A 22,666-nucleotide genomic window follows, 5' to 3' on the forward strand; every position below is an offset into this window, starting at 1 on the left:
ATCATGCTCCTTGGGCATGGGACGGTGTCTCTGCGGCCGGGCTCGAAGGACTCGACGGACTTGTGGGAGAAGTCTGTCCCTCGGTGGCCGGTCCAGCGGCGGCGGGCCCGCCCTTGCGTGCACGCCACGCGTTACGCAGCATTTCGTGCCACCGCGGACGCTTGCGCGGCGGGACATGGTCCACACCGCCCAGCGACCACGGATTGCACCGCAGGATGCGCCATGCCGTGAGTGCCGTTCCCTTGATGGCACCATGCCGGTCGATGGCCGTGTAGCCGTAGTGGGAGCACGACGGGTAGTACTTGCAGACCGGCCCGAGCAGCGGACTGATCGTCCACTGGTAGAGCTTGATCAGAGCCAGCAGCGGGTACTTCATCGCGCGCCCCCTCCCAGCAACCGCTGGAGAGCGGCATCCAGGTCTCGGGCCAGCTGTGCATGGTCGGCGTCGCCCGATCCGGGCAGCGCTCGTACGACTACCAGGCTACCGGGGGGCAGCTGGGCGACTCGCTCACGCATCAGATGGCGAAGCCTGCGCTTCACTTTGTTCCGCACGACCGCACCACCCACTGCCTTGCTCACGACGAAACCCGCACGCGTCGGGGGAGCGCTCTCCCCAGGCGCGTGCGGGTCCGTGGAACCGCTACGTAGGTGGACGACGAGGAGCGGGCGTCCGGCCCGGCGTCCTCGGCGTACCGCGGTCGCGAAGTCCTCGCGCCGCCTCAGCCGATGCTCGGTAGGCAGCACGACGTCATGACCTGATCGAGATCAGGCGGACAGGCTGGCGCGACCCTTGCTGCGGCGGTTCGCGAGAATCGCGCGACCGGCACGGGTACGCATCCGCAGGCGGAAGCCGTGGGTCTTCGCGCGACGACGGTTGTTCGGCTGGAAGGTGCGCTTGCTCACTCGGGGGCTCCAGAAGAAATCGGTAGTTGCGGGGTGCCGTCCTGGCTGTCACCGTGCGCCCACGAGTAGCTCGCAGTTACGCCCGAGTGCACCGCTGACCGATCACCCAAATGATCTGTGCCCATCGGAGGCAGGCGGCAGCAGCCATCGACAACTCGACCTGGTTACGGTACGCGCGGCTACGCCATCCGGTCAAACCAGGAGCCGTCGGGAGACACTTGTCCACAGGCTGGGGACAACAACTTGAACCCTACCGGCCGCCCTGACTACCGTGACGGAACTCCGATTCGTTCCCTTATCCCTGCCCCACCCGATTTACATCCCGAGCCGTCCCAGAACCACACGTTCGTGGGACCTGTGAGAGAGCGTGCCCTGTGGCTGACGTACCTGCCGATCTTGCCGCAGTGTGGCCACGCGTATTGGAGCAGCTCCTCGGGGAGGGCCGCGGCCAGGGAGTCGAAGGGAAGGACGAGCACTGGATCCGGCGCTGTCAGCCGCTCGCGCTGGTCGCGGACACCGCCCTGCTCGCCGTACCGAACGAATTCGCCAAGGGCGTACTGGAGGGCCGGCTGGCGCCGATCGTCAGCGAGACACTGAGCCGCGAATGCGGCCGCCCGATCCGCATCGCGATCACCGTCGACGACTCCGCGGGCGAGCCCCCCTCCACGCCCGCACCCCCGCCCCGCCCCCAGCCGCGCTACGAGGAGCCCGAACTCCCGGCCGCACGCCAGGACCGCGACGGATACGACCGCCCCGAGCGTGACGCCTATGACCGCCACGCCGGCCAGGACCGCGACGGGTACGACCGGCCGGAACGCGACGGATACGACCGCCCCGACCGTGACGCCTATGACCGCCAGGACCGCCAGGACCGCGACGGGTACGAGGGGTACGGCCGCCACCGCGCCGACCAGCTGCCCGGACCGGCCGGCGACCAGCTTCCGCCTACGCGCGCAGATCAACTCCCCACGGCCCGTCCCGCGTACCCCTCCGAGTACCAGCGCCCCGAGCCGGGCGCCTGGCCCCGGCCGCCGCAGCAGGACGAGTACGGCTGGCAGCAGCAACGCCTCGGCTTCCCCGAACGTGACCCGTACGCGTCACCCGGACAGGACGCGTACGGCTCCCAGGACTCCTACGGCTCCCCGGACTCGTACACCCCGCAGGACACCTACGGCTCCTCCCCGCAGGACTACCGCCCGCAGCCCATGGAGCGCCCCTCCTACGAGCAGCCCCGCCCCGACTACGACCAGCGCGACCCGGTGCGCCGGGAACTGCCCGAGCCGCCCGCCGGCTCCGGGCACGTGCACCGGGGCGGCCCGGTCGGCCCGAACCTGCCGACGACGGGCGCGCCCGGCCCGCTGGCCGCGCAGCCCGCGCCGGCGACCGGCCCCGGTGAGCCCACCGCGCGTCTGAACCCGAAGTACCTCTTCGACACGTTCGTGATCGGCGCCTCCAACCGCTTCGCCCACGCGGCCGCGGTCGCTGTGGCCGAGGCACCGGCGAAGGCGTACAACCCCTTGTTCATCTACGGGGAGTCCGGGCTCGGCAAGACGCACCTGCTGCACGCGATCGGGCACTACGCGCGCAGCCTCTATCCGGGCACGCGGGTGCGGTACGTGAGCTCGGAGGAGTTCACCAACGAGTTCATCAACTCCATCCGCGACGGCAAGGGCGACAGCTTCCGCAAGCGGTACCGCGAGATGGACATCCTGCTCGTCGACGACATCCAGTTCCTGGCGGACAAGGAGTCGACGCAGGAGGAGTTCTTCCACACCTTCAACACGCTCCACAACGCCAACAAGCAGATCGTGCTGTCCTCCGACCGGCCGCCGAAGCAGCTGGTGACGCTGGAGGACCGGCTGCGGAACCGTTTCGAGTGGGGCCTGATCACGGACGTCCAGCCGCCCGAGCTGGAGACCCGGATCGCGATCCTCCGCAAGAAGGCGGTGCAGGAGCAGCTGAACGCGCCGCCGGAGGTGCTGGAGTTCATCGCGTCCCGGATCTCGCGCAACATCCGCGAGCTGGAAGGCGCCCTGATCCGGGTCACGGCGTTCGCGTCGCTCAACCGGCAGCCGGTGGACCTGGGCCTGACGGAGATCGTCCTCAAGGACCTCATTCCCGGCGGCGACGACTCCGCGCCCGAGATCACCTCGACGGCCATCATGGGCGCGACGGCGGACTACTTCGGGCTGACCGTCGAGGACCTGTGCGGCACCTCGCGCGGCCGGGCCCTCGTCACCGCCCGGCAGATCGCCATGTACCTGTGCCGTGAGCTGACGGACCTGTCGCTGCCGAAGATCGGCGCGCTGTTCGGCGGCCGCGACCACACCACGGTGATGCACGCGGACCGCAAGATCCGCAATCTGATGGCCGAGCGCCGCTCCATCTACAACCAGGTCACCGAGCTGACCAACCGCATCAAGAACGGCTGACGGCGACGGCGGTACACCGCTGAGGGCGCCCCCTGATGCTTCAGGGGGCGCCCTTTCTCATGCACACGTGCACGCGTGCACACGGGCCCCGGGGACGACACGACGACACGGGCGGGCGCCGCGACGCCCCTCCCCGATGGCTCCCGAGCCCGCCCCCCCCCCCACCAAGCCCTTCCGAGCCCCTACTGACCCTTTTCCGAGCCCTCACCGAGGCCTTCCGAGTCCCTCCGAGCCCGCTGCTGCGCATCCCCGGTCCTCGCCCCCGGGCACCTGATCGCAACCCACTGTTCGAATAGCCGCCGGGTTACGGCCTCCCTCCACAGATTCGTGCACTTTCTGCCGTCCACATCCTGGGGACCGGGAAGTTGTCCAGATCGTGTCCACAGCAGCCACTGTTGAAAGACCATCAGACCAGCTCAGGTGCTTGTGGATTCGTGGACGAAGGATCTCCACAGACTGTGGACGACGAGATGATCCACAGGCTGTGCACCGAGTTGTCCACCGGCCACCCACAGGCTGGGTGGAGTTGTCCCCAGCAAACAGTCGCTTCTCCACATGCCTGTCCACTGTTCGGCAACACGACGCGCCTCCTCACCGGGTCGAGTGAAAGGCGTCACACAAAGGTGCCGGGTTGGGCTGTGGGAAAGGTGGGTAAAGCTGGGGACGGCGCTGGGGAGAACTCGCCTCCCCCTGTGCACGGCGTGTGCAGAACTTTCTGTTCTCCACAGATGCGCCCGGTTGTCCACCGCCTCCACCCACAGGGCCCGTGGACAAAATTCCTGCCCTGAGCTGGGCAAACGAGGTTATCCACGGTATCCACAGCCCCTACTACTACTCCCGACTAGAGAGAGCTGGGAATCCGTTTCGAAGGGGGCCCTGTGCACAACTCGCTCTTCGGTGCCCGGCTGCCCCTCGTCACGACTTGACCCCGAGAGGCACCTACTGTCAGTGCGGTGCGTCAGACTGGTCCCCGGTGTCCTCCCCCTCACAGGGACCGTCGACACCGAGACAGACGACGAGGGCCAGGCAGAGCGAGAAGCGCCGGCAACAGCAGGAGGCGGCAACAGTGAAGATCCGGGTGGAACGCGACGTACTCGCGGAGGCAGTGGCCTGGGCGGCACGCAGCCTCCCGGCCCGTCCGCCGGCGCCTGTCCTCGCCGGCCTGCTGCTGAAGGCCGAGGAAGGCCAGCTGAGCCTGTCCAGCTTCGACTACGAGGTCTCGGCGCGGGTGTCGGTGGACGCCGAGGTCGACGAGGAGGGCACGGTCCTGGTCTCGGGCCGCCTGCTCGCGGACATCTGCCGTGCGCTCCCCAACCGGCCGGTGGAGATTTCCACAGACGGTGTACGGGCGACGGTGGTCTGCGGCTCGTCCCGGTTCACACTCCACACCCTGCCTGTGGAGGAGTACCCGGCCCTGCCGCAGATGCCGAACGCGACGGGCACGGTCCCCGGCGAGGTCTTCGCCTCCGCCGCCTCCCAGGTCGCCATCGCGGCCGGCCGTGACGACACGCTGCCGGTCCTCACGGGTGTCCGCATCGAGATCGAGGGCGACACCGTCACGCTGGCGTCCACCGACCGCTACCGCTTCGCGGTCCGCGAGTTCCTGTGGAAGCCGGAGAACCCGGAGGCCTCCGCGGTCGCCCTGGTGCCCGCCAAGACGCTCCTGGACACCGCCAAGGCCCTGACCAGCGGCGACCAGGTGATCCTGGCGCTGTCCGGCTCGGGCTCCGGCGAGGGTCTGATCGGTTTCGAGGGCGCCGGCCGCCGTACGACGACCCGCCTGCTGGAGGGCGACCTCCCGAAGTACCGCACGCTGTTCCCGACGGAGTTCAACAGCGTCGCCGTCATCGAGACCGCCCCCTTCGTCGAGGCCGTCAAGCGTGTGGCCCTGGTCGCCGAGCGCAACACCCCGGTGCGGCTGAGCTTCGAGCAGGGCGTGCTCATCCTGGAGGCGGGCTCCAGCGACGACGCACAGGCTGTGGAGAGGGTGGACGCGCAGCTGGAGGGTGACGACATCTCGATCGCCTTCAACCCCACGTTCCTGCTGGACGGCCTGAGCGCGATCGACTCCCCGGTGGCCCAGCTGTCGTTCACGACGTCCACCAAGCCCGCTCTGCTCAGTGGCAAGCCCGCGCTGGACGCCGAGGCGGACGACGCCTACAAGTACCTGATCATGCCGGTGCGCCTCAGCGGCTGAGCCCGTCCGAGGCGCCGGGGACCGTCGGCGGCTTTGTCCACAGGCTGAGGGCAAAGCCGCAGGTGAGGGCGTACGACTGAGCGCGTATGCCCACAGATGTGCGCGAGCGTCCGGGTTTAGGCTCGGACGCGGGTACGAAAGTGCCGCGCGGTACGCACGTGCCGCCATGCCACGTCGCAGAACCTAAGGAAAACAACTGATGGAGCTCGGTCTCGTCGGCCTCGGCAAGATGGGCGGCAACATGCGCGAGCGGATCCGCCGCGCAGGTCACACCGTCCTCGGATACGACCGCAACCCGGACCTCGCCGATGTCCACAGCCTGGAAGAGCTTGTGGGCAAGCTCAGCGGGCCTCGCGTGATCTGGGTGATGGTCCCGGCCGGTGAGGCCACGCAGACCACGATCGATCAGCTCGCTGAACTCCTGGAGCCCGGTGACGTCGTCGTGGACGGCGGCAACTCCCGCTGGACCGACGACGTGAAGCACGCCGAGGAGCTGGCGGCCAAGGGCATCGGCTTCGTCGACTGCGGTGTCTCCGGCGGTGTCTGGGGCCTGGAGAACGGCTACGCGCTGATGTACGGCGGCGACAAGGAGCAGGTCGCCAAGGTGCAGCCGGTCTTCGACGCCCTCAAGCCGGAGGGCGACTCGGGTTCCGTGCACGCCGGCAAGGTGGGTGCGGGCCACTTCGCGAAGATGGTCCACAACGGCATCGAGTACGCGATGATGCAGGCCTACGCCGAGGGCTGGGAGCTCTTGGAGAAGGTCGACTCCGTGACCGATGTCCGGGAGGTGTTCCGCTCCTGGCAGGAGGGCACGGTCATCCGTTCCTGGCTGCTCGACCTCGCGGTCAACGCGCTCGACGAGGACGAGCACCTGGACGAGCTCCGGGGTTATGCACAGGACTCCGGCGAGGGACGCTGGACTGTGGAGGCGGCGATCGACAACGCGGTGCCGCTGCCGGCGATCACCGCGTCGCTGTTCGCGCGGTTCGCCTCCCGCCAGGAGGACTCGCCCCAGATGAAGATGATCGCGGCGCTGCGGAACCAGTTCGGCGGCCACGCGGTCGAGAAGAAGTAGTCCACAGGGCTGTACGGCAGTCCACAACCGTCCGGGGAGGTCGGCGAAACGACCATGCACGTCACGCATCTGTCGCTGGCCGACTTCCGCTCGTACCCCCGGGTCGAGGTCCCGCTCGATCCCGGGGTGACGGCCTTCGTCGGGCCGAACGGGCAGGGCAAGACCAATCTCGTCGAGGCCGTCGGCTATCTCGCCACCCTCGGCAGTCACCGGGTCTCCTCCGACGCCCCCCTGGTCCGCATGGGGGCCGAGCGCGCGATCATCCGGGCGCAGGTCCGGCAGGGCGAGCGGCAGCAGCTGGTCGAGCTGGAGCTGAACCCGGGGCGTGCCAACCGGGCCAGGATCAACAGGTCCTCGCAGGTCAGGCCGCGTGACGTGCTGGGGATCGTGCGGACCGTGCTGTTCGCGCCCGAGGATCTCGCGTTGATCAAGGGCGACCCCGGTGAGCGGCGCCGCTTCCTCGACGAGCTGATCACCGCGCGTTCCCCGCGTATGGCCGGGGTCCGCTCCGACTACGACCGGGTCCTCAAGCAGCGCAACACCCTGCTGAAGTCGGCCGCGCTCGCCCGTCGGCACGGTGGTCGCACGATGGACATGTCCACCCTCGACGTGTGGGACCAGCATCTCGCGCGCGCGGGCGCGGAGTTGCTGGCCCAGCGTCTGGACCTGATCGCCACGATCCAGCCGCTGGCCGACAAGGCGTACGAGCAACTGGCGCCCGGCGGTGGCCCGATCGCGCTGGAGTACAAGCCGTCCGCGCCGGGCGAGGCGCACACCCGCGAGGACCTCTACGAGCAGCTGATGGCCGCGCTCGCGGAGGCCCGCAAACAGGAGATCGAGCGCGGTGTCACCCTGATCGGCCCGCACCGGGACGACCTGGTGCTCAAGCTCGGCCAGCTCCCCGCCAAGGGCTACGCCTCCCACGGCGAGTCCTGGTCCTACGCGCTGGCGTTGCGCCTGGCGTCGTACGACCTGCTCCGGGCGGAGGGCAACGAGCCGGTGCTGGTGCTCGACGACGTGTTCGCGGAGCTGGACACCCGCCGCCGTGAGCGCCTCGCCGAGCTGGTGGCGCCGGGCGAGCAGGTCCTGGTGACGGCGGCGGTCGACGACGACGTACCGCATGTGCTGTCCGGGACGCGGTTCGCGGTGTCCGAGGGGGCGGTGGAGCGCGTATGACTGAGAACACATCCGGCGACGCCCCCGAGCCCTCCAAGAGCCCCGAGCCCTCCGGCGTCGACCTCGCGCGTGTGGCGTTGCGCGCCGCGAAGGACGCCGCACGCGCGCGTGGGGACGCGGCGCAGCAGAAGAAGCAGGCGCGCCGCGGGGGTCTGCGCTCCGGCGCCCGCGCCGACGGGCGCGATCCGATGGCGCTGGGTTCCGCGATCAACCGGCTGATCACCGAACGGGGCTGGGAGGCGCCGGCCGCGGTGGGCGGTGTGATGGGCCGCTGGCCGCAGATCGTCGGTGAGGACGTGGCCAAGCACTGTGTGCCGGAGAGGTACGACGAGGACGAGCGGGTCCTGACCGTGCGCTGTGACTCGACGGCCTGGGCGACGAACCTCCGGCTGCTCGCACCCACGCTGGTCGCGCGCCTCAACGAGGACCTGGGCCACGGCACGGTGCAGTTGATCAAGGTGCAGGGCCCCGGTGGCCCCGCGCGCCGCTACGGGCCGCTGCGCGCCCCCGGCAGCACCGGTCCGGGCGATACCTACGGCTGATCGGCACCGGTCTCCCACTCGTCGACAGCACGTGACCGACTTCACATCGAGGGCTTCCGCCCGCCCTTTCGGAGGGCCGGCGGTGCTCTCGGCGTGTGCCCGCACACGGTTGCGAATCGCGACCTGACTCCGAAGTAGCCAAGGGTTGACGGCCGGAAGCGCTGAGTGCCTCCGTGAGCCTCTTGGAGCCCCCATCCGTATATCGGGAGTCGGACGAGACCCGTCGAGGGCGGCACATGCGGACTCAGGTACCGGCAAACCCCCATCAGTGTCAGTGCTACCGGTAGACTGGAAGCAATCCCGCCCCACTCGCTGGGGACCGTCCGGGAAAAGCTGAGCAACGCTGATCAAGGCTTACCAACGCAACATGCCGCAGCCGCTCCGGCAACCCGCCGACGAGCCTGGCTCGTGCTGTGCCAGAAAGGGCGCTTCGTGGCCGATTCCGGCAACCCCAACGAGAACAACCCGTCCACCGACGAAGGCGTGAGCAGCGAGGCGATCACCTCCAACAGCGAGGTCACCGCCTCGTACGACGCCAGTGCCATCACCGTCCTCGAGGGTCTGGACGCGGTCCGCAAGCGACCCGGCATGTACATCGGCTCGACCGGTGAGCGCGGTCTGCACCACCTCGTGTACGAGGTCGTCGACAACTCCGTCGACGAGGCGCTGGCCGGGCACGCGGACACGATCCAGGTGACGATCCTCGCCGACGGCGGCGTGCGCGTCGTCGACAACGGCCGTGGCATCCCGGTGGGCATCGTGCCGTCCGAGGGCAAGCCGGCCGTCGAGGTCGTGCTGACCGTGCTGCACGCGGGCGGCAAGTTCGGCGGCGGCGGCTACGCGGTCTCCGGTGGTCTGCACGGCGTCGGTGTGTCGGTCGTGAACGCCCTGTCCAGCAAGGTCTCCGTCGAGGTGAGGACCGACGGCCACCGCTGGACGCAGGACTACAAGATGGGCGTCCCGACGGCCCCGCTCGCCCAGCACGAGGCCACGGAGGAGACCGGCACCTCGGTCACCTTCTGGGCCGACGGCGACATCTTCGAGACCACCGACTACTCCTTCGAGACGCTCTCGCGGCGCTTCCAGGAGATGGCGTTCCTCAACAAGGGTTTGACGATCAAACTCACTGACGAGCGCGAGTCGGCGAAGGCCGTGACCGGTGCCGACGAGGCCGGTGCGGACGAGAAGGCCGAGGTCAAGACCGTCACGTACCACTACGAGGGCGGCATCGTCGACTTCGTGAAGTACCTCAACTCCCGCAAGGGCGAGGCGGTCCACCCGACCGTCATCGACCTGGAGGCCGAGGACAAGGACAGGCAGCTGTCCCTCGAGATCGCCATGCAGTGGAACGGCGGCTACACCGAGGGCGTGTACTCCTTCGCGAACATCATCCACACCCACGAGGGCGGTACGCACGAAGAGGGCTTCCGGGCCGCGCTGACCTCGCTGATCAACAAGTACGCGCGCGACAAGAGGCTGCTGCGCGAGAAGGACGACAACCTCACGGGCGACGACATCCGCGAGGGCCTGACGGCGATCATCTCGGTCAAGCTGAGCGAGCCGCAGTTCGAGGGCCAGACGAAGACCAAGCTGGGCAACACCGAGGCCAAGACCTTCGTCCAGAAGGTCGTCTACGAGCACCTCGCGGACTGGCTGGACCGCAACCCGAACGAGGCCGCGGACATCATCCGCAAGGGCATCCAGGCGGCCACCGCGCGCGTGGCGGCCCGCAAGGCCCGTGACCTGACCCGCCGCAAGGGCCTGCTGGAGACCGCGTCCCTGCCGGGCAAGCTCTCCGACTGCCAGTCGAACGATCCCACCAAGTGCGAGATCTTCATCGTCGAGGGTGACTCCGCCGGCGGCTCGGCCAAGTCCGGCCGCAACCCGCAGTACCAGGCCATCCTCCCGATCCGCGGCAAGATCCTGAACGTCGAGAAGGCGCGGATCGACAAGATCCTGCAGAACCAGGAGATCCAGGCGCTGATCTCGGCCTTCGGCACCGGAGTCCACGAGGACTTCGACATCGAGAAGCTGCGCTATCACAAGATCATCCTGATGGCCGACGCCGACGTCGACGGCCAGCACATCAACACCCTGCTGCTGACCTTCCTGTTCCGCTTCATGCGGCCCCTGGTCGAGGCCGGTCACGTGTACCTCTCCCGCCCGCCGCTCTACAAGATCAAGTGGGGCAAGGACGACTTCGAGTACGCGTACTCCGACCGCGAGCGCGACGCCCTGATCGAGATGGGCCGCAACGCGGGCAAGCGCATCAAGGACGACTCGGTGCAGCGCTTCAAGGGTCTCGGTGAGATGAACGCCGAGGAACTGCGCATCACGACCATGGACCAGGAGCACCGCGTCCTCGGCCAGGTCACCCTCGACGACGCCGCCCAGGCCGACGACCTGTTCTCGGTCCTCATGGGCGAGGACGTCGAGGCCCGCCGCGCGTTCATCCAGCGCAACGCCAAGGACGTCCGCTTCCTCGACATCTGAGTCGGTCTCAGCTGACCGCATCAGGAAGGATCTTCACCAGCAATGACCGACGAGAACACTCCCGTGACGACGCCCGAGGGTGACGCCCTGGCCATGCGCGTCGAGCCCGTCGGGCTCGAGACGGAGATGCAGCGCTCGTATCTCGACTACGCGATGTCCGTCATCGTCTCGCGTGCGCTGCCGGACGTCCGCGACGGCCTCAAGCCCGTCCACCGCCGTGTGCTGTACGCCATGTACGACGGCGGCTACCGCCCCGAGCGCGGCTTCTACAAGTGTGCCCGTGTCGTCGGCGACGTCATGGGCAACTACCACCCGCACGGCGACTCCTCCATCTACGACGCGCTGGTCCGTCTCGCGCAGTCGTGGTCGATGCGCATGCCGCTCGTGGACTCCAACGGCAACTTCGGTTCCCCGGGCAACGACCCGGCCGCGGCCATGCGGTACACCGAGTGCAAGATGGCGCCGCTGTCGATGGAGATGGTCCGGGACATCGACGAGGAGACCGTCGACTTCACGGACAACTACGACGGCCGCTCCCAGGAGCCGACCGTCCTGCCGGCCCGCTTCCCGAACCTGCTGATCAACGGCTCGGCCGGTATCGCGGTCGGCATGGCGACCAACATCCCGCCGCACAACCTGCGCGAGGTCGCCGCCGGCGCCCAGTGGTACCTGGAGAACCCCGAGGCCTCCCACGAGGAGCTGCTGGACGCGCTCATCGAGCGCATCAAGGGCCCGGACTTCCCGACCGGCGCGCTCGTCGTCGGCCGCCGGGGCATCGAGGAGGCGTACCGCACCGGCCGCGGCTCCATCACGATGCGCGCGGTCGTCGAGGTCGAGGAGATCCAGAACCGCCAGTGCCTGGTGGTCACGGAGCTGCCGTACCAGGTCAACCCGGACAACCTCGCCCAGAAGATCGCCGACCTCGTCAAGGACGGCAAGATCGGCGGCATCGCGGACGTCCGCGACGAGACCTCCTCGCGCACCGGCCAGCGCCTGGTCATCGTGCTGAAGCGGGACGCGGTCGCCAAGGTCGTGCTGAACAACCTCTACAAGCACACCGACCTGCAGACCAACTTCGGCGCCAACATGCTGGCGCTGGTGGACGGCGTGCCGCGCACGCTCTCGCTCGACGCGTTCATCCGGCACTGGGTGACGCACCAGATCGAGGTCATCGTCCGCCGTACGCGCTTCCGGCTGCGCAAGGCCGAGGAGCGGGCGCACATCCTGCGCGGTCTGCTGAAGGCCCTGGACGCCATCGACGAGGTCATTGCGCTGATCCGGCGCAGCGACACTGTGGAGATCGCCCGCGGCGGCCTGATGAGCCTGCTGGAGATCGACGAGATCCAGGCCAACGCCATCCTCGAGATGCAGCTGCGCCGACTGGCCGCCCTGGAGCGCCAGAAGATCGTCCAGGAGCACGACGAACTCCAGGCGAAGATCAACGAGTACAACGAGATCCTCGCCTCCCCGGTCCGCCAGCGCGGCATCGTCAGCGCCGAGCTGGCCGCGATCGTCGAGAAGTTCGGCGACGACCGCAAGACGACGCTGGTCCCCTACGAGGGCGACATGTCCATCGAGGACCTGATCGCCGAGGAGGACATCGTCGTCACGGTCACCCGGGGCGGCTACATCAAGCGCACCAAGACCGACGACTACCGCGCCCAGAAGCGCGGCGGCAAGGGCGTGCGGGGCACGAAGCTCAAGGAAGACGACATCGTCGACCACTTCTTCGTGTCCACCACGCACCACTGGCTGCTGTTCTTCACCAACAAGGGCCGTGTCTACCGCGTCAAGGGCTACGAGCTGCCGGACGCCGGCCGGGACGCGCGCGGTCAGCACGTCGCGAACCTGCTCGCCTTCCAGCCGGACGAGGCGATCGCCGAGATCCTGGCGATCCGCGACTACGAGGCGGTTCCCTACCTCGTGCTCGCCACCAAGGCCGGACTTGTGAAGAAGACGCCTCTGAAGGATTACGATTCGCCCCGTTCCGGCGGTGTGATCGCGATCAACCTCCGGTCGATGGAGGACGGTTCGGATGACGAACTGATCGGAGCCGAACTGGTCTCGGCGGACGATGATCTGCTTCTGATCAGCAAGAAGGCGCAGTCGATCAGGTTCACCGCTTCGGACGACACCCTGCGGCCCATGGGCCGTGCCACCTCGGGTGTCAAGGGCATGAGCTTCCGCGAGGGCGACGAGCTGCTCTCGATGAATGTTGTTCGACCCGGTACGTTCGTGTTCACTGCCACAGACGGCGGGTACGCGAAGCGGACCAACGTCGACGAGTACCGCGTCCAGGGTCGCGGCGGCCTCGGCATCAAGGCCGCCAAGATCGTCGAGGACCGTGGATCCCTCGTCGGCGCGCTGGTGGTCGAGGAAACGGACGAGATCCTCGCCATCACGCTGTCGGGTGGTGTGATTCGTACGCGAGTCAACGAGATCAGGGAAACCGGCCGTGACACCATGGGCGTCCAACTGATCAATCTGGGCAAGCGCGATGCCGTCGTGGGCATCGCTCGCAACGCCGAGGCGGGACGCGAGGCGGAGGAGGTCGACGGCGACGTGGTCGTCGACGAGACCGCCGAGGGCGCCGCGAGCGGCACGGACGAGGGTGAGGCGCCCTCGGCCGAGTAGGCACGAGGAGTGAGTCAGCGTGAGCGGAGCCACGGGCGCCGGACCGGCCGGAACCCCGAGGGGTACGGAAGCGGACGACGGCGGCCGTGGCTCCGCCGCGCGTGCGGCGGACCCGCACACGACCAACCTGAAGGCGATCAAGTCCTCGACCAAGGACACGCCCTCGCCTGACTCGCATGAATCACAGGGGGGAACTGTGACGGACACCCGAGGTCCGAAAACGAAGCAGCCCAAGGCCGGCACGGGCCCGTCCGCTTCCGGCGCGCAGCCGCAGCCGGCCGCACAGGAGCCGGGCGCGGCCTCGCCCCTGCCCGGTGAACGGCAGGCGCAGCAGCAGGCCGGTCCGTACCACCCGCCGCAGGCCTACCCGGCGCAGCAGGCGTCGGCAGGAGCGGGTGCCGCTGCGGGTGCCGTGCGGCGTCCCCGCACGGGGGCGAGCACCACGCCGCGGGTACGCAAGGCGCGGCTGCGGGTGGCGAAGGCCGACCCGTGGTCGGTGATGAAGGTCAGCTTCCTGCTCTCCATCGCCCTGGGCATCTGCACGATCGTCGCGTCCGCCGTGTTGTGGATGGTCATGGACGCGATGGGTGTCTTCTCGACGGTCGGCGGCACGATCTCCGAGGCCACGGGCTCCAACGAGTCCAACGGCTTCGACCTGCAGGCCTTCCTGTCGCTGCCCAACGTCCTGATGTTCACGTCGGTCATCGCGGTCATCGACGTCGTCCTGGCCACGGCCCTCGCGACCCTCGGGGCGTTCATCTACAACCTGTCCGCGGGCTTCGTGGGCGGTGTCGAACTGACCCTCGCCGAGGACGAGTGACGTCACCCTCGCCGCTGTCCTGACGAGGCCCCGACAACCGATTTTGGGACTGCCCATGTCGTGCGCTAATCTTCAGGAGTCAGCGCGCGGGACACACCGCAGAGCGCGGCGGGGCTATAGCTCAGTTGGTTAGAGCGCATCCCTGATAAGGATGAGGCCACAGGTTCAAATCCTGTTAGCCCCACCAGCATGAAACCCCCAGCCATTCATGGTTGGGGGTTTTCGGCATTCAGGAGGCGCCGCGTGGCCGTGAGCGCAGTCGCCCGAGCGGCCGGCGGAATGCTGCGGCGGTGGCTGGGCCGGGGCAGGTGGGGATGGCTGCTGTTCTTCGCCGGTCAGGCCTGCTTGGGGCGGGACGCCTGGGCCAAGGTCCTGGACGGGGACCCGGGCATGCTGGGTGCCCTGGCCTTCTCGGCCCTCCTGGTGGGCTGTGCCGTCTGGTACAGGGTCCGCTGGGCCCGGCGTGCACGTCAGGCCGGGTCTGCCGGTGAGGAGGCCGCGGACGGGCCGGGACATGCGTAAGCCCGGCGGCTCTGCCGAGCTGCCGGGCTTTGTACGCAGGATCGCCGGGGTGTTGTTCCGGGGGTTCAGCGCTGGAGGGGCGTGAGATGGTCTGCTTCCGCGTCGGGGTCCTCGTCGGTGCAGTCGGTGGCGGGGGAGACCGTCGTGTCCGCGGGCGAGCGGTGCCGGCAGCGGGGGGTCTTGCCGTGCGCCTCGGCGCGGATGCGCTGCTTCATCGTGGGGGGCAGGGCCCTGGGTGAGGACCAGGGGAACGTCGCCGGTGCCGCCGTCCGCTGCCGCGGGATGCTCGCGCCGTTGCTGTTGCTGTTGCTCTTCTGCTCGGTCTGCGGTACGGCCGCGGCGGCGGTCGTGGTGACGAGTCCGAGCGCCGTGCACAGCGCGATGAAGGCGGTGACGAAGGCGGTCCACAGCTTCATGACCTTGTTCCGGGCCATGGCCCCTCACTTTCGGGTCGGGCGATTTGCGTACTTTCCTCATGATGTGTATGGGGGTCGAGAAGTGGTGGATCTCCGCCCGTGGCGCGTCGATGTTCCGATGAACACCACCCGGATGGGTGCAAAGGCGTAGAAAAGGTGATGAGAGGGGCGAAGGGAGGTCAAAGTAACCGTCCGTCGAGGTGTGATCACCCTCCGATCGGAGCGGTGTACTCCGCTTCTATCCCTGTTCCCGGGACGGGAGTTGAGGGCCGACTCAGGTCACCGATCGGTATCGGTCGGTGTGTATAGTCGGGCGCCAGAGGTCCCCTACGTCAACGAAAGACGAGGTCGCGCGGTGAAGAAGCTTCTCCTGGTCGCACTGGCCGCCATCGGCGGGCTCCTCGTGTACCGCCAGATCCAGGCGGATCGCGCCGAGCAGGATCTGTGGACGGAGGCGACTGACTCCGTGCCTACGGGTTCGTGAGTCACGACAAACCCATACCGAGCACACCCCGGCCGCTTCGCGGTCGGGGTTTTGTGTGCCGAGAGCCGGTCGTGAACCCGGCCGGCGCGGCAGGATGGGCCACGGCTTCACGGCTCTGGGGTCCGGCGACGGTGAGGGGTGGCGCGTGAGAGGACGGTGCCGTAGGGCGGGGGGACGGCGCGCGGGGGCGTGGCGCCACCGTCCGGCGGTGGCCGTGCGCCTGGGGGCCCTGGCCATGATCCTGGGGGCGACAGCGACAGCGGCCGCCACAGCCGCCGCGGCGCCGGTAGCGGCCGCTGCTGCCGGACCGGCCTCCGCAACGCCGAGCCCGTACGCCTTCTCCGACGGCGCACAGAGCGTCGAGGGAGCGAGGAGCACAGGCAACGCCCCCCTCCTGAAGCCCGGCGGGACCTACAAGAGCTCCCTGCCGAGCAGCGGCAAGGTCAGCTACCGCCTCGACCTCGACGCCGTGTCGAACGCCTACGTCTCCGTCACCGCCGTCCCCTCCCCCGACAGCACCGTCTCCGTCATCGACGGAGTCAAAGTGACCGTCCAGGACGCCGAGGGCAACACCTGCTCCGTCGACAACACGAGCTTCGGAACCGCCCGCAGCCCCCATCCCATCGCGGCGTGGGGCATGCGCCAGATCTCGCCCGGCAAAGCGCTGTGCCAGAAGGCCGGCGCCCACTACGTGACCGTCGAGCGTATCGACCCCGACGGCGAAGGCTCCTCACCGGACGCCTGGGATCTGGAACTCGTCGCCACGACGGAACCGCGGACGGCGAAGACCGGGCAGACCAGCGCGCCCGAGGTATGGAACTCCGCCACCCCCCAGCCGCTCCAGGGAGAAACCGAGCGCCGCAAGGGCGGCGCGGGATTCACCGGTGCCACACCCATCGACCAGGGCGTCTGGCAGGACGACATCCGCCCCGGACAGACACTCTTCTACGCGGTGCCGGTCGACTGGGGGCAGCAGATCTCCGTCACCGCAGAACTCGGCAGCACCGACTCCGGCAGTACCGGCTACACCCCGGACGCCCTGGACCTGACCCTCTACAACCCCGCGCGCGGAGACGTCGCCGACGTCGGCGTGGGCTACGACGGCGACCAGAAGGCCGGAAGCCTGCCGCCCCTGCCACCGGTCGACCACGCCAACCGCTACGCCGCCACCGCACAGGTGAGCGCGCTGCGCTTCGCCGGGTCCTACTACCTCGTCGCTCACCTCTCGAAGGGCGTCGCCGCCCCCTACGGGGACGGGCCGTTCCCGATGACGCTGCGCGTCCGGGTGAGCGGGCAGCCGCAGACTGGTCCCGAGTACGCGGGGGAGTCCGAGCCGAAGGGCGTCTTCGAGGTCTCGGACCAGGACCGGGAGGCAGCCGCGGAGGGGGTCGCCGCGGGCGATGACACCGCCATGAGGGCGCTCGCCGTGGGCGGCATCGGCACCGGGAGCGCTCTGCTGGTGGGACTCGGCGTGTGGACCGTGCTGGCCCGGCGCGGAACTGCCGCGTAAGGCGGGCGCGGGGCCGCAACGTCCTCAGATCTGGGTCAGTGCCCAGAAGCCCACGGCGTAACAGGCCAGGGCGAGGAGCAGCACCGGGATGGCCACCCTGGCCGGCGGGCCGGGGCGGGAAGGCCGTCGGGCCCGGTGCCGTGACGGCGTCTGGCCACTCGGCGGGGACTGCGGGGACCGGGCGGTGTACGAGGCTGTCGAGGCTTCCGTGCCGTAGTGCTCCGCGGGAGGCAGGGGTGGCCCGGAGTACACCGGTGGCAGCGGCTGTGCGGGCGACAGCCGGTGCGTGCGGTCGTAGGGGGAGACGGGCGGCTGCTGGTGCGGTGCCGCCGCCTGCTGCCCGAGGGCGGGGGAGGAGGTCACGGTGGCCTGCGGAGGCGGCAGATGGAAGCTGCCGGTGTCCGACATGGAAGGCGTCTGGGCGGAGCCGCCTGACGGATCGGCGGCACGGCGCGGGTCGCTGGGTGTCTCCCGTGCGGGGCGCCGGTAGGCCTCGGCTGACTGCCCGCCGGACACCGACAGCGCGCCCTCGCCCTCCCCCTGCCCCGACCGCTCCGCTCCCCTCCCGGCGGAGTCGGACCGCTCCTCTCCCGGGCCCAGCCCCTTTGCCCGCTCCAGCGGCCCTTCGGCGGCGAACCCCCTTGGCAGCGGGCCGAGTTGGTCGAAAATCTCGATCAGTTCGTCGTCCGGACCCGGCTCCGGCAGGAGCTCCGCGGCGGCCGCCAGCGCCTTGCGTGCCCCCGTCGCCGTACGGAACCGCGCCTCCGGATCCGGCTGCAGCAGCGTGGCCACCACCTGCCACAGCGGCGCCGGAATGCCCTGGGGCGCACCGGGCGTCCCGTGCTCGGCGAAATACTGGATGAGCGCCTTGCTGTCCGGCTTGGCGCCCTCCAGCAAGTACAGCGCGACCAGCCCCACGGCGAACAGGTCGGCGGTGAAGTCCGGTTCGGCGCCCATCATCTGCTCGGGCGCGAGATAGCCCGGCGTCCCCACCACGAGGTTGGTCTCCGTCAGGCGAGGCTCACCCAGCCGCATCGCGATGCCGAAGTCGGACAGCCGCAGCCGAGGCCGGCCCGTGCCGGTCGCCTCCAGCAGCACATTGGCCGGTTTCACATCACGGTGCACCACATCCTCCGCGTGCACCGCGGCCAGACCCGCCAGCAGCTGGTCGAGCAGAGTACACACGAAGGCCGGCGGCAGGGGACCGTAATCCCCGACGAGATGGACCAGGGATCCGCCCGCGACCAGGTCCATGGTGAACAGGACCTTGTCGTCGTCGGCGGCCCAGCTGGTGGGGGCGAGCACATGAGGATGGTCGATCCGCAGCGCCTGCTCCCTCACGAAGCGCAGCAGCGAGTGCGCGTCGCTCTGGAGCAGAACCTTCGCGGCCACGTAGCGACGCCGGCGATGGTCCCAGGCGCGCCACACGGCACCGACCCCTCCGCGCCCGATCGGATCGACCAGTTCGTACCGGCCGGCGAAGACCTCACCCATGGCTGTACGTCGCTCCTCCCCCTGCGGCTTCCCCCCTTGCTTCCCCCCGGCGAGCACTACGACTCCCCTACGGACGAAACAGCTCCCCCGAGCCCCCCGACGCCCCCCGCACTCCCCCGATGAGCGATACATCCCCCTCGCGTCGAACGGTCCCCCGTACGGAACACGCCCCCTCGTGCCCGTCCGTACCGTGACGCATCCCCCGTCACCTCACCTGCCGCCCGCTGCCGAACCCCCTTCGGCGACCGGGCGGCCGGATCAGTTCTGGTGGGACTGGTAGTGCGAGACCGCGTCCGAGGTGCGGCCGGCGCCGTAGACCCGGAGGAACTCTGCCAGCTCCGGATGGGTCGGGGCGAGAGTGTCGGCGGCATCGATGATGTCGCCCGCCGCCGCCACCGACCGCAGCAGCGACTGAATCTCACGCACCACGCGCTTGACCGTGGGCGCCCCCGAACTGCTCGTCGTCTGTGTGGTGTTGCTGAGCACCGACCCCCCTTGTGATTTCTTGATCTCCTCCATGCGCTCGGTGGCCTCGGCCGCGCTCACACTGCCGTCCGCGACCTGCCCCGCCAGGTCCTGCAGCAGCTGCACCCGCTGCACCACGGCCGGGTTGCCGATCTTCGCCCGCTGACCACTCATCAGCTGCGACAGCATCGGCGCGGACAGTCCCAGAACCCCCGCGAGACGAGCCTGGTTGAGACCAAGATCGTCGATAAGCTTACGGAAGAGCGCCCCCAGCGGCTCCCCGTACCAGTTCCGCTGCAGTTCCCGCGCTCTTGCGGTCGCTTCCTGCTGTGCGGCGTCCATTGCGTCTCCCCATCGCTTCCCCATGTACGGCGGTTCGCGGTAGCGAACCACGCCGAGCATCTTACGGAGAGTGGTTGTCGACGGGGACCCCCAATCTTTTTGCGGAACCACGGGGGTGACCCGGTACTCTGGTCTCCGACGCCCGCCGGGACGCGGTTTCTCCGGCCGGACGTCCCCTCACGGGGCCTTAGCTCAGTTGGTAGAGCGCTGTCTTTGCATGGCAGATGTCAGGGGTTCGACTCCCCTAGGCTCCACACCGAAAACGCCCTCCGAACTGCGAAAACGCAGTCTCGGAGGGCATTTTTGCGCAGCCGGGCGCCTGTCGGCGGCGAGTGTTTCACGTGAAACAACACGGCGGGGCGGGAGACCCACAAGTCTCCCGCCCCGCCGTGCTGTTGAATCCGGTGCGCCCTCAGGAACGATCGTCGCGCTCAGCGGCCTCGTCCTCAGCCTGCTTCGCCTCGACCTCCGGGTCCAGGACCGACGGACCCGTGCCGTCCACGGACGACAGGCGCCCCGACTCGGGAACCTCCGTCGCGGCCGGCGGCTCCACGAGCCAGTCCGGATTGGCCTGCTTGTCCCACCACTTCCACGCGGCGAAAGCCCCACCCGCAAGAGCGCCCAGAAGCAGCAGCGACTTCACGGCCTTACCGGCCTTGGCCCGCCGCTCATGCTTGCGGACCAGCTTCTGGATCTCCTTGGACGAGACCTGACCGCGCAGCGCGGCCATGGCGGCCACACTCCGGGCCGCAGCCTCGGTCGTGACAGGCACGGCCGCAGCCACCGCCTGCTCGATCCTCGGCCTGGAGTACTCCGCCGCCTGACGGGCAGCCTTACGCGTGCGCTCGGCGGCTTCCTGGGCGGCCTGGTCGACCTTCGGCGGCACATGCGTGCGGGCCTGCTCCAGATACGGCTGCACATGGGCGCCGTACTGGACACGCGCCTGCCCTGCGGCCTGCGTCACCTTGGGCGCTAGCCGTACGCGTGCCTCGTGTGCGTAGTGCGCGGCCCTGTCCTTGGCCGTGTCGGCGTAGGGCGCCACCACTTCCGCGGCGTGCAGCACGCTGTCCTTCGCCGAACCAGTCGCGGCGCGCACGCTGTCGATGCGGGTCACGGGTTCCTCCTCCTCGGTGGCGTACGGTATTTCGACTTTCCACCCTTTTACGGATCATGCCTCCCGGCACACGACCAGGCATGCGCGGAAGGGCATCCGGGTCACGAGAGTCGGCATTCAACGCCGATCACGTGCGATAGCGGACGAATAAGGGGCAACAGGAGCTTGTCGTCGACAATGCCACGGATCGCCGCCCAGCGCCCCCGCCCCGGGCCTACTCGACTGGATTTTCGCGACACCCGCCGAGGGTTTCCCCCAGCCGCACCGAGCACGGACGACGCGAAGGCCCGACCGTGCGAGGATCAGGGAGTCACAGAAAGACAACGGAAGGCAGATCGTGGCTGAGCAGCTCTACGCCACCCTGAAGACCAATCACGGCGACATCGAAGTCCGGCTCCTGCCGAACCACGCGCCCAAGACGGTCAAGAACTTCGTCGAGCTCGCCCAGGGCGAGCGGGAGTGGACCCACCCCGAGACGGGCCAGAAGTCCACGGACAAGCTCTACGACGGCACGGTCTTCCACCGGGTGATCAGTGGCTTCATGATCCAGGGCGGTGACCCGCTGGGCAACGGCACCGGCGGTCCCGGCTACCAGTTCGAGGACGAGTTCCACCCGGACCTGCGCTTCGACAAGCCCTACCTGCTGGCCATGGCCAACGCCGGCCCGGGCACCAACGGCTCCCAGTTCTTCATCACCGTCTCCCCGACGGCGTGGCTGAACCGCAAGCACACCATCTTCGGCGAGGTCACCGACGCCGCCAGCCAGAAAATCGTGGACACCATCGCCACGACCCAGACGAACCCGCGCACCGACCGCCCGCTGAACGACGTGGTCATCGAGTCGGTCGTCATCGAGACCCGCTGAGCGCGAAGGCTCCCGCAGGGAACCAATCGCCCCGCCCATCCGTAAGGATGAGCGGGGCGGGCTTTTCTCACACAACCTAGGGGAGACCATGGACGACCAGGCTGCGGGCAGCCCGCAGGACGCCCACAGCGTCCCCATGTGCTACCGCCACCCGGACCGCGAGACAGGCATCCGCTGCACACGCTGCGAGCGCCCCATCTGCCCCGAATGCATGGTCAACGCCTCCGTCGGCTTCCACTGCCCCGAGTGCGTCCGAACCGGCTCCGGCACAGGCCACAAGCCCACGGCCGCCATGCCCCGGACGATCGCCGGCGGCTCCATCGCCGCCGACCCCCGGCTGCTGACCAAGATCCTCATCGGAATCAACCTGGCCGTCTTCATCGCCGTCCAGGTCCACGAGTCGCTCCTCAACGACATCGTCCTCCTCGGCTCCTGGCCGCCCGCACCCTTCACGCCCACACAAGGCGTGGCGGGAGGCGAGTGGTACCGCATGGTGACCTCGATGTTCACCCACCAGGAGATCTGGCACATCGCGTTCAACATGCTCAGCCTCTGGTGGCTCGGAGGCCCGCTCGAAGCGGCACTGGGCCGCGCCCGCTACCTCGCGCTCTACTTCATCTCCGGACTCGCGGGCAGCGCACTGGCCTACCTGCTGGCGTCCCCCAACACGGCGACCCTCGGCGCCTCCGGCGCGATCTTCGGCCTCTTCGGTGCGACGGCCGTCCTGATGCGCCGGCTCAACTACGACATGCGGCCGATCATCGCGCTGCTGGCGATCAACCTGATCTTCACCTTCAGCCCGGGGTTCAACATCTCCTGGCAGGCCCACATCGGCGGCCTGGTCGCCGGAGTCGTCGTCGGATACGCCATGGTCCACGCCCCGCGCGAACGCCGGGCACTGGTCCAGTACGGCACCTGCGCCCTGGTCCTGGGAGTGGTCGTGCTCATGACCGTACTAAGGACGGCGCAGCTCACCTGAGCAGGCGTTGTCCACAGCGGGTGTCGGATCTTGTGCACACGGTGCGGGAACACATGTGCCCCCTGTCACCGACCTGCATCTCCGCAGGTCAGGCAGGGGGCGAACAAGTTTTCGAGTACCGGTACTTCCGTCATACCGGCGTCAACACCCAGCGGGTTATCCACAGATCGTCTTCATTATCCCCATGTGGAAAACTGCTGTGG

At 68.8% G+C, this 22,666-nt stretch carries 20 protein-coding genes and 2 tRNA genes; 15 read left to right on the forward strand and 7 right to left on the reverse strand.

Annotated features, from left to right (window positions below; genetic code table 11):
* Position 1 precedes the first annotated feature (1 nt).
* From yidD to rpmH, 3 genes are read right to left on the reverse strand one after another with little or no spacing between them, the layout of a single operon-like run.
* Complete coding sequence (gene yidD, locus RFN52_RS20155) at positions 2-376, reverse strand: membrane protein insertion efficiency factor YidD (protein WP_184847978.1); 375 nt, start codon at positions 374-376, stop codon at positions 2-4.
* On the reverse strand, positions 373-744 hold the full coding sequence (gene rnpA / locus RFN52_RS20160) for a ribonuclease P protein component (RefSeq protein WP_078615240.1): 372 nt from the start codon (positions 742-744) through the stop codon (positions 373-375). Before rnpA ends, yidD begins: the two co-directional genes overlap by 4 nt.
* A gap of 21 nt (positions 745-765) precedes the next feature.
* A complete protein-coding gene (gene rpmH / locus RFN52_RS20165; RefSeq protein WP_005482975.1) occupies positions 766-903 on the reverse strand; it encodes a 50S ribosomal protein L34 in 138 nt (45 codons plus the stop codon).
* A gap of 374 nt (positions 904-1,277) precedes the next feature.
* Here rpmH and dnaA point away from each other — a divergent pair, with 374 nt between their 5' ends.
* From dnaA to RFN52_RS20215, 10 genes are all read left to right on the forward strand, one after another.
* Positions 1,278-3,335, forward strand: a complete 2,058-nt coding sequence (dnaA, locus tag RFN52_RS20170; protein WP_184847979.1) for a chromosomal replication initiator protein DnaA — start codon at positions 1,278-1,280, stop codon at positions 3,333-3,335.
* 1,066 nt (positions 3,336-4,401) lie between these two features.
* Positions 4,402-5,532 carry a DNA polymerase III subunit beta gene (gene dnaN / locus RFN52_RS20175; RefSeq protein WP_184847980.1) on the forward strand — a complete coding sequence of 377 codons (1,131 nt, stop codon included), beginning with the start codon at positions 4,402-4,404 and terminating at the stop codon, positions 5,530-5,532.
* Between the two features lie 199 nt (positions 5,533-5,731).
* Complete coding sequence (gene gnd / locus RFN52_RS20180; RefSeq protein ID WP_184847981.1) at positions 5,732-6,607, forward strand: phosphogluconate dehydrogenase (NAD(+)-dependent, decarboxylating); 876 nt, start codon at positions 5,732-5,734, stop codon at positions 6,605-6,607.
* A 54-nt stretch (positions 6,608-6,661) separates the two neighbouring features.
* Positions 6,662-7,783 carry a DNA replication/repair protein RecF gene (gene recF / locus RFN52_RS20185; protein WP_184847982.1) on the forward strand — a complete coding sequence of 374 codons (1,122 nt, stop codon included), beginning with the start codon at positions 6,662-6,664 and terminating at the stop codon, positions 7,781-7,783.
* Positions 7,780-8,325, forward strand: coding sequence for a DciA family protein (locus RFN52_RS20190; RefSeq protein WP_184847983.1), 546 nt, complete (start codon positions 7,780-7,782; stop codon positions 8,323-8,325). The genes recF and RFN52_RS20190 overlap by 4 nt, the downstream gene beginning before the upstream one ends.
* A gap of 432 nt (positions 8,326-8,757) precedes the next feature.
* Positions 8,758-10,818, forward strand: a complete 2,061-nt coding sequence (gene gyrB / locus RFN52_RS20195; protein ID WP_184847984.1) for a DNA topoisomerase (ATP-hydrolyzing) subunit B — start codon at positions 8,758-8,760, stop codon at positions 10,816-10,818.
* A 42-nt stretch (positions 10,819-10,860) separates the two neighbouring features.
* Positions 10,861-13,452: a DNA gyrase subunit A gene (gene gyrA / locus RFN52_RS20200; RefSeq protein ID WP_033309909.1), complete on the forward strand. Its 2,592-nt coding sequence runs from the start codon at positions 10,861-10,863 to the stop codon at positions 13,450-13,452.
* A 19-nt stretch (positions 13,453-13,471) separates the two neighbouring features.
* Positions 13,472-14,272 carry a DUF3566 domain-containing protein gene (locus RFN52_RS20205; RefSeq protein WP_184847985.1) on the forward strand — a complete coding sequence of 267 codons (801 nt, stop codon included), beginning with the start codon at positions 13,472-13,474 and terminating at the stop codon, positions 14,270-14,272.
* 110 nt (positions 14,273-14,382) lie between these two features.
* Positions 14,383-14,459: transfer RNA gene (locus RFN52_RS20210), tRNA-Ile, on the forward strand.
* Between the two features lie 56 nt (positions 14,460-14,515).
* Positions 14,516-14,794 carry a hypothetical protein gene (locus RFN52_RS20215; RefSeq protein WP_184847986.1) on the forward strand — a complete coding sequence of 93 codons (279 nt, stop codon included), beginning with the start codon at positions 14,516-14,518 and terminating at the stop codon, positions 14,792-14,794.
* 65 nt (positions 14,795-14,859) lie between these two features.
* Here the strand turns inward: RFN52_RS20215 and RFN52_RS20220 are convergent, their stop codons facing one another.
* Positions 14,860-15,228 carry a DUF6344 domain-containing protein gene (locus RFN52_RS20220; RefSeq protein ID WP_184847987.1) on the reverse strand — a complete coding sequence of 123 codons (369 nt, stop codon included), beginning with the start codon at positions 15,226-15,228 and terminating at the stop codon, positions 14,860-14,862.
* A gap of 337 nt (positions 15,229-15,565) precedes the next feature.
* On the opposite strand from RFN52_RS20220, the gene RFN52_RS20225 reads away from it, so the two are divergent.
* Together RFN52_RS20225 and RFN52_RS20230 are read left to right on the forward strand one after the other, a co-directional pair.
* The gene (locus RFN52_RS20225; RefSeq protein ID WP_003999697.1) at positions 15,566-15,694 is read left to right on the forward strand and encodes a DLW-39 family protein; all 129 of its coding nucleotides are present in this window, start codon (positions 15,566-15,568) and stop codon (positions 15,692-15,694) included.
* A 208-nt stretch (positions 15,695-15,902) separates the two neighbouring features.
* Positions 15,903-17,204 (forward strand): hypothetical protein, encoded by a 1,302-nt coding sequence (locus RFN52_RS20230; protein WP_184847988.1) that lies wholly within the window; start codon positions 15,903-15,905, stop codon positions 17,202-17,204.
* 24 nt (positions 17,205-17,228) lie between these two features.
* On the opposite strand, the gene RFN52_RS20235 is transcribed toward RFN52_RS20230, so the two are convergent.
* Together RFN52_RS20235 and RFN52_RS20240 are read right to left on the reverse strand one after the other, a co-directional pair.
* Positions 17,229-18,698, reverse strand: coding sequence for a serine/threonine-protein kinase (locus RFN52_RS20235; protein WP_184847989.1), 1,470 nt, complete (start codon positions 18,696-18,698; stop codon positions 17,229-17,231).
* A gap of 258 nt (positions 18,699-18,956) precedes the next feature.
* Positions 18,957-19,505: a helix-turn-helix domain-containing protein gene (locus tag RFN52_RS20240; protein WP_184847990.1), complete on the reverse strand. Its 549-nt coding sequence runs from the start codon at positions 19,503-19,505 to the stop codon at positions 18,957-18,959.
* A 181-nt stretch (positions 19,506-19,686) separates the two neighbouring features.
* Here RFN52_RS20240 and RFN52_RS20245 point away from each other — a divergent pair.
* A tRNA-Ala gene (locus RFN52_RS20245) sits at positions 19,687-19,759 on the forward strand.
* A 158-nt stretch (positions 19,760-19,917) separates the two neighbouring features.
* Here the strand turns inward: RFN52_RS20245 and RFN52_RS20250 are convergent.
* Complete coding sequence (locus tag RFN52_RS20250) at positions 19,918-20,619, reverse strand: DUF5324 family protein (protein WP_184847991.1); 702 nt, start codon at positions 20,617-20,619, stop codon at positions 19,918-19,920.
* Positions 20,620-20,956: 337 nt separating this feature from the next.
* On the opposite strand from RFN52_RS20250, the gene RFN52_RS20255 reads away from it, so the two are divergent.
* Together RFN52_RS20255 and RFN52_RS20260 are read left to right on the forward strand one after the other, a co-directional pair.
* On the forward strand, positions 20,957-21,484 hold the full coding sequence (locus RFN52_RS20255) for a peptidylprolyl isomerase (protein WP_184847992.1): 528 nt from the start codon (positions 20,957-20,959) through the stop codon (positions 21,482-21,484).
* A gap of 88 nt (positions 21,485-21,572) precedes the next feature.
* Entirely contained in the window at positions 21,573-22,463 is an 891-nt protein-coding gene (locus RFN52_RS20260) for a rhomboid family intramembrane serine protease (protein WP_184847993.1), read from the forward strand.
* Positions 22,464-22,666 lie beyond the last annotated feature (203 nt).

Origin of the sequence: Streptomyces collinus (assembly GCF_031348265.1) — a bacterium.
GTDB classification, from domain to species: Bacteria; Actinomycetota; Actinomycetes; order Streptomycetales; family Streptomycetaceae; genus Streptomyces; species Streptomyces collinus.

Coding starts and splice junctions, on each gene's coding strand:
- yidD (WP_184847978.1), bottom strand. CDS start 376: ATGAAGTACCCGCTGCTGGCTCTGATCAAGCTCTACCAGTGGACGATC.
- gnd (WP_184847981.1), top strand. CDS start 5,732: ATGGAGCTCGGTCTCGTCGGCCTCGGCAAGATGGGCGGCAACATGCGC.
- recF (WP_184847982.1), top strand. CDS start 6,662: ATGCACGTCACGCATCTGTCGCTGGCCGACTTCCGCTCGTACCCCCGG.
- RFN52_RS20190 (WP_184847983.1), top strand. CDS start 7,780: ATGACTGAGAACACATCCGGCGACGCCCCCGAGCCCTCCAAGAGCCCC.
- gyrA (WP_033309909.1), top strand. CDS start 10,861: ATGACCGACGAGAACACTCCCGTGACGACGCCCGAGGGTGACGCCCTG.
- RFN52_RS20220 (WP_184847987.1), bottom strand. CDS start 15,228: ATGGCCCGGAACAAGGTCATGAAGCTGTGGACCGCCTTCGTCACCGCC.
- RFN52_RS20235 (WP_184847989.1), bottom strand. CDS start 18,698: ATGGGTGAGGTCTTCGCCGGCCGGTACGAACTGGTCGATCCGATCGGG.
- RFN52_RS20240 (WP_184847990.1), bottom strand. CDS start 19,505: ATGGACGCCGCACAGCAGGAAGCGACCGCAAGAGCGCGGGAACTGCAG.
- RFN52_RS20260 (WP_184847993.1), top strand. CDS start 21,573: ATGGACGACCAGGCTGCGGGCAGCCCGCAGGACGCCCACAGCGTCCCC.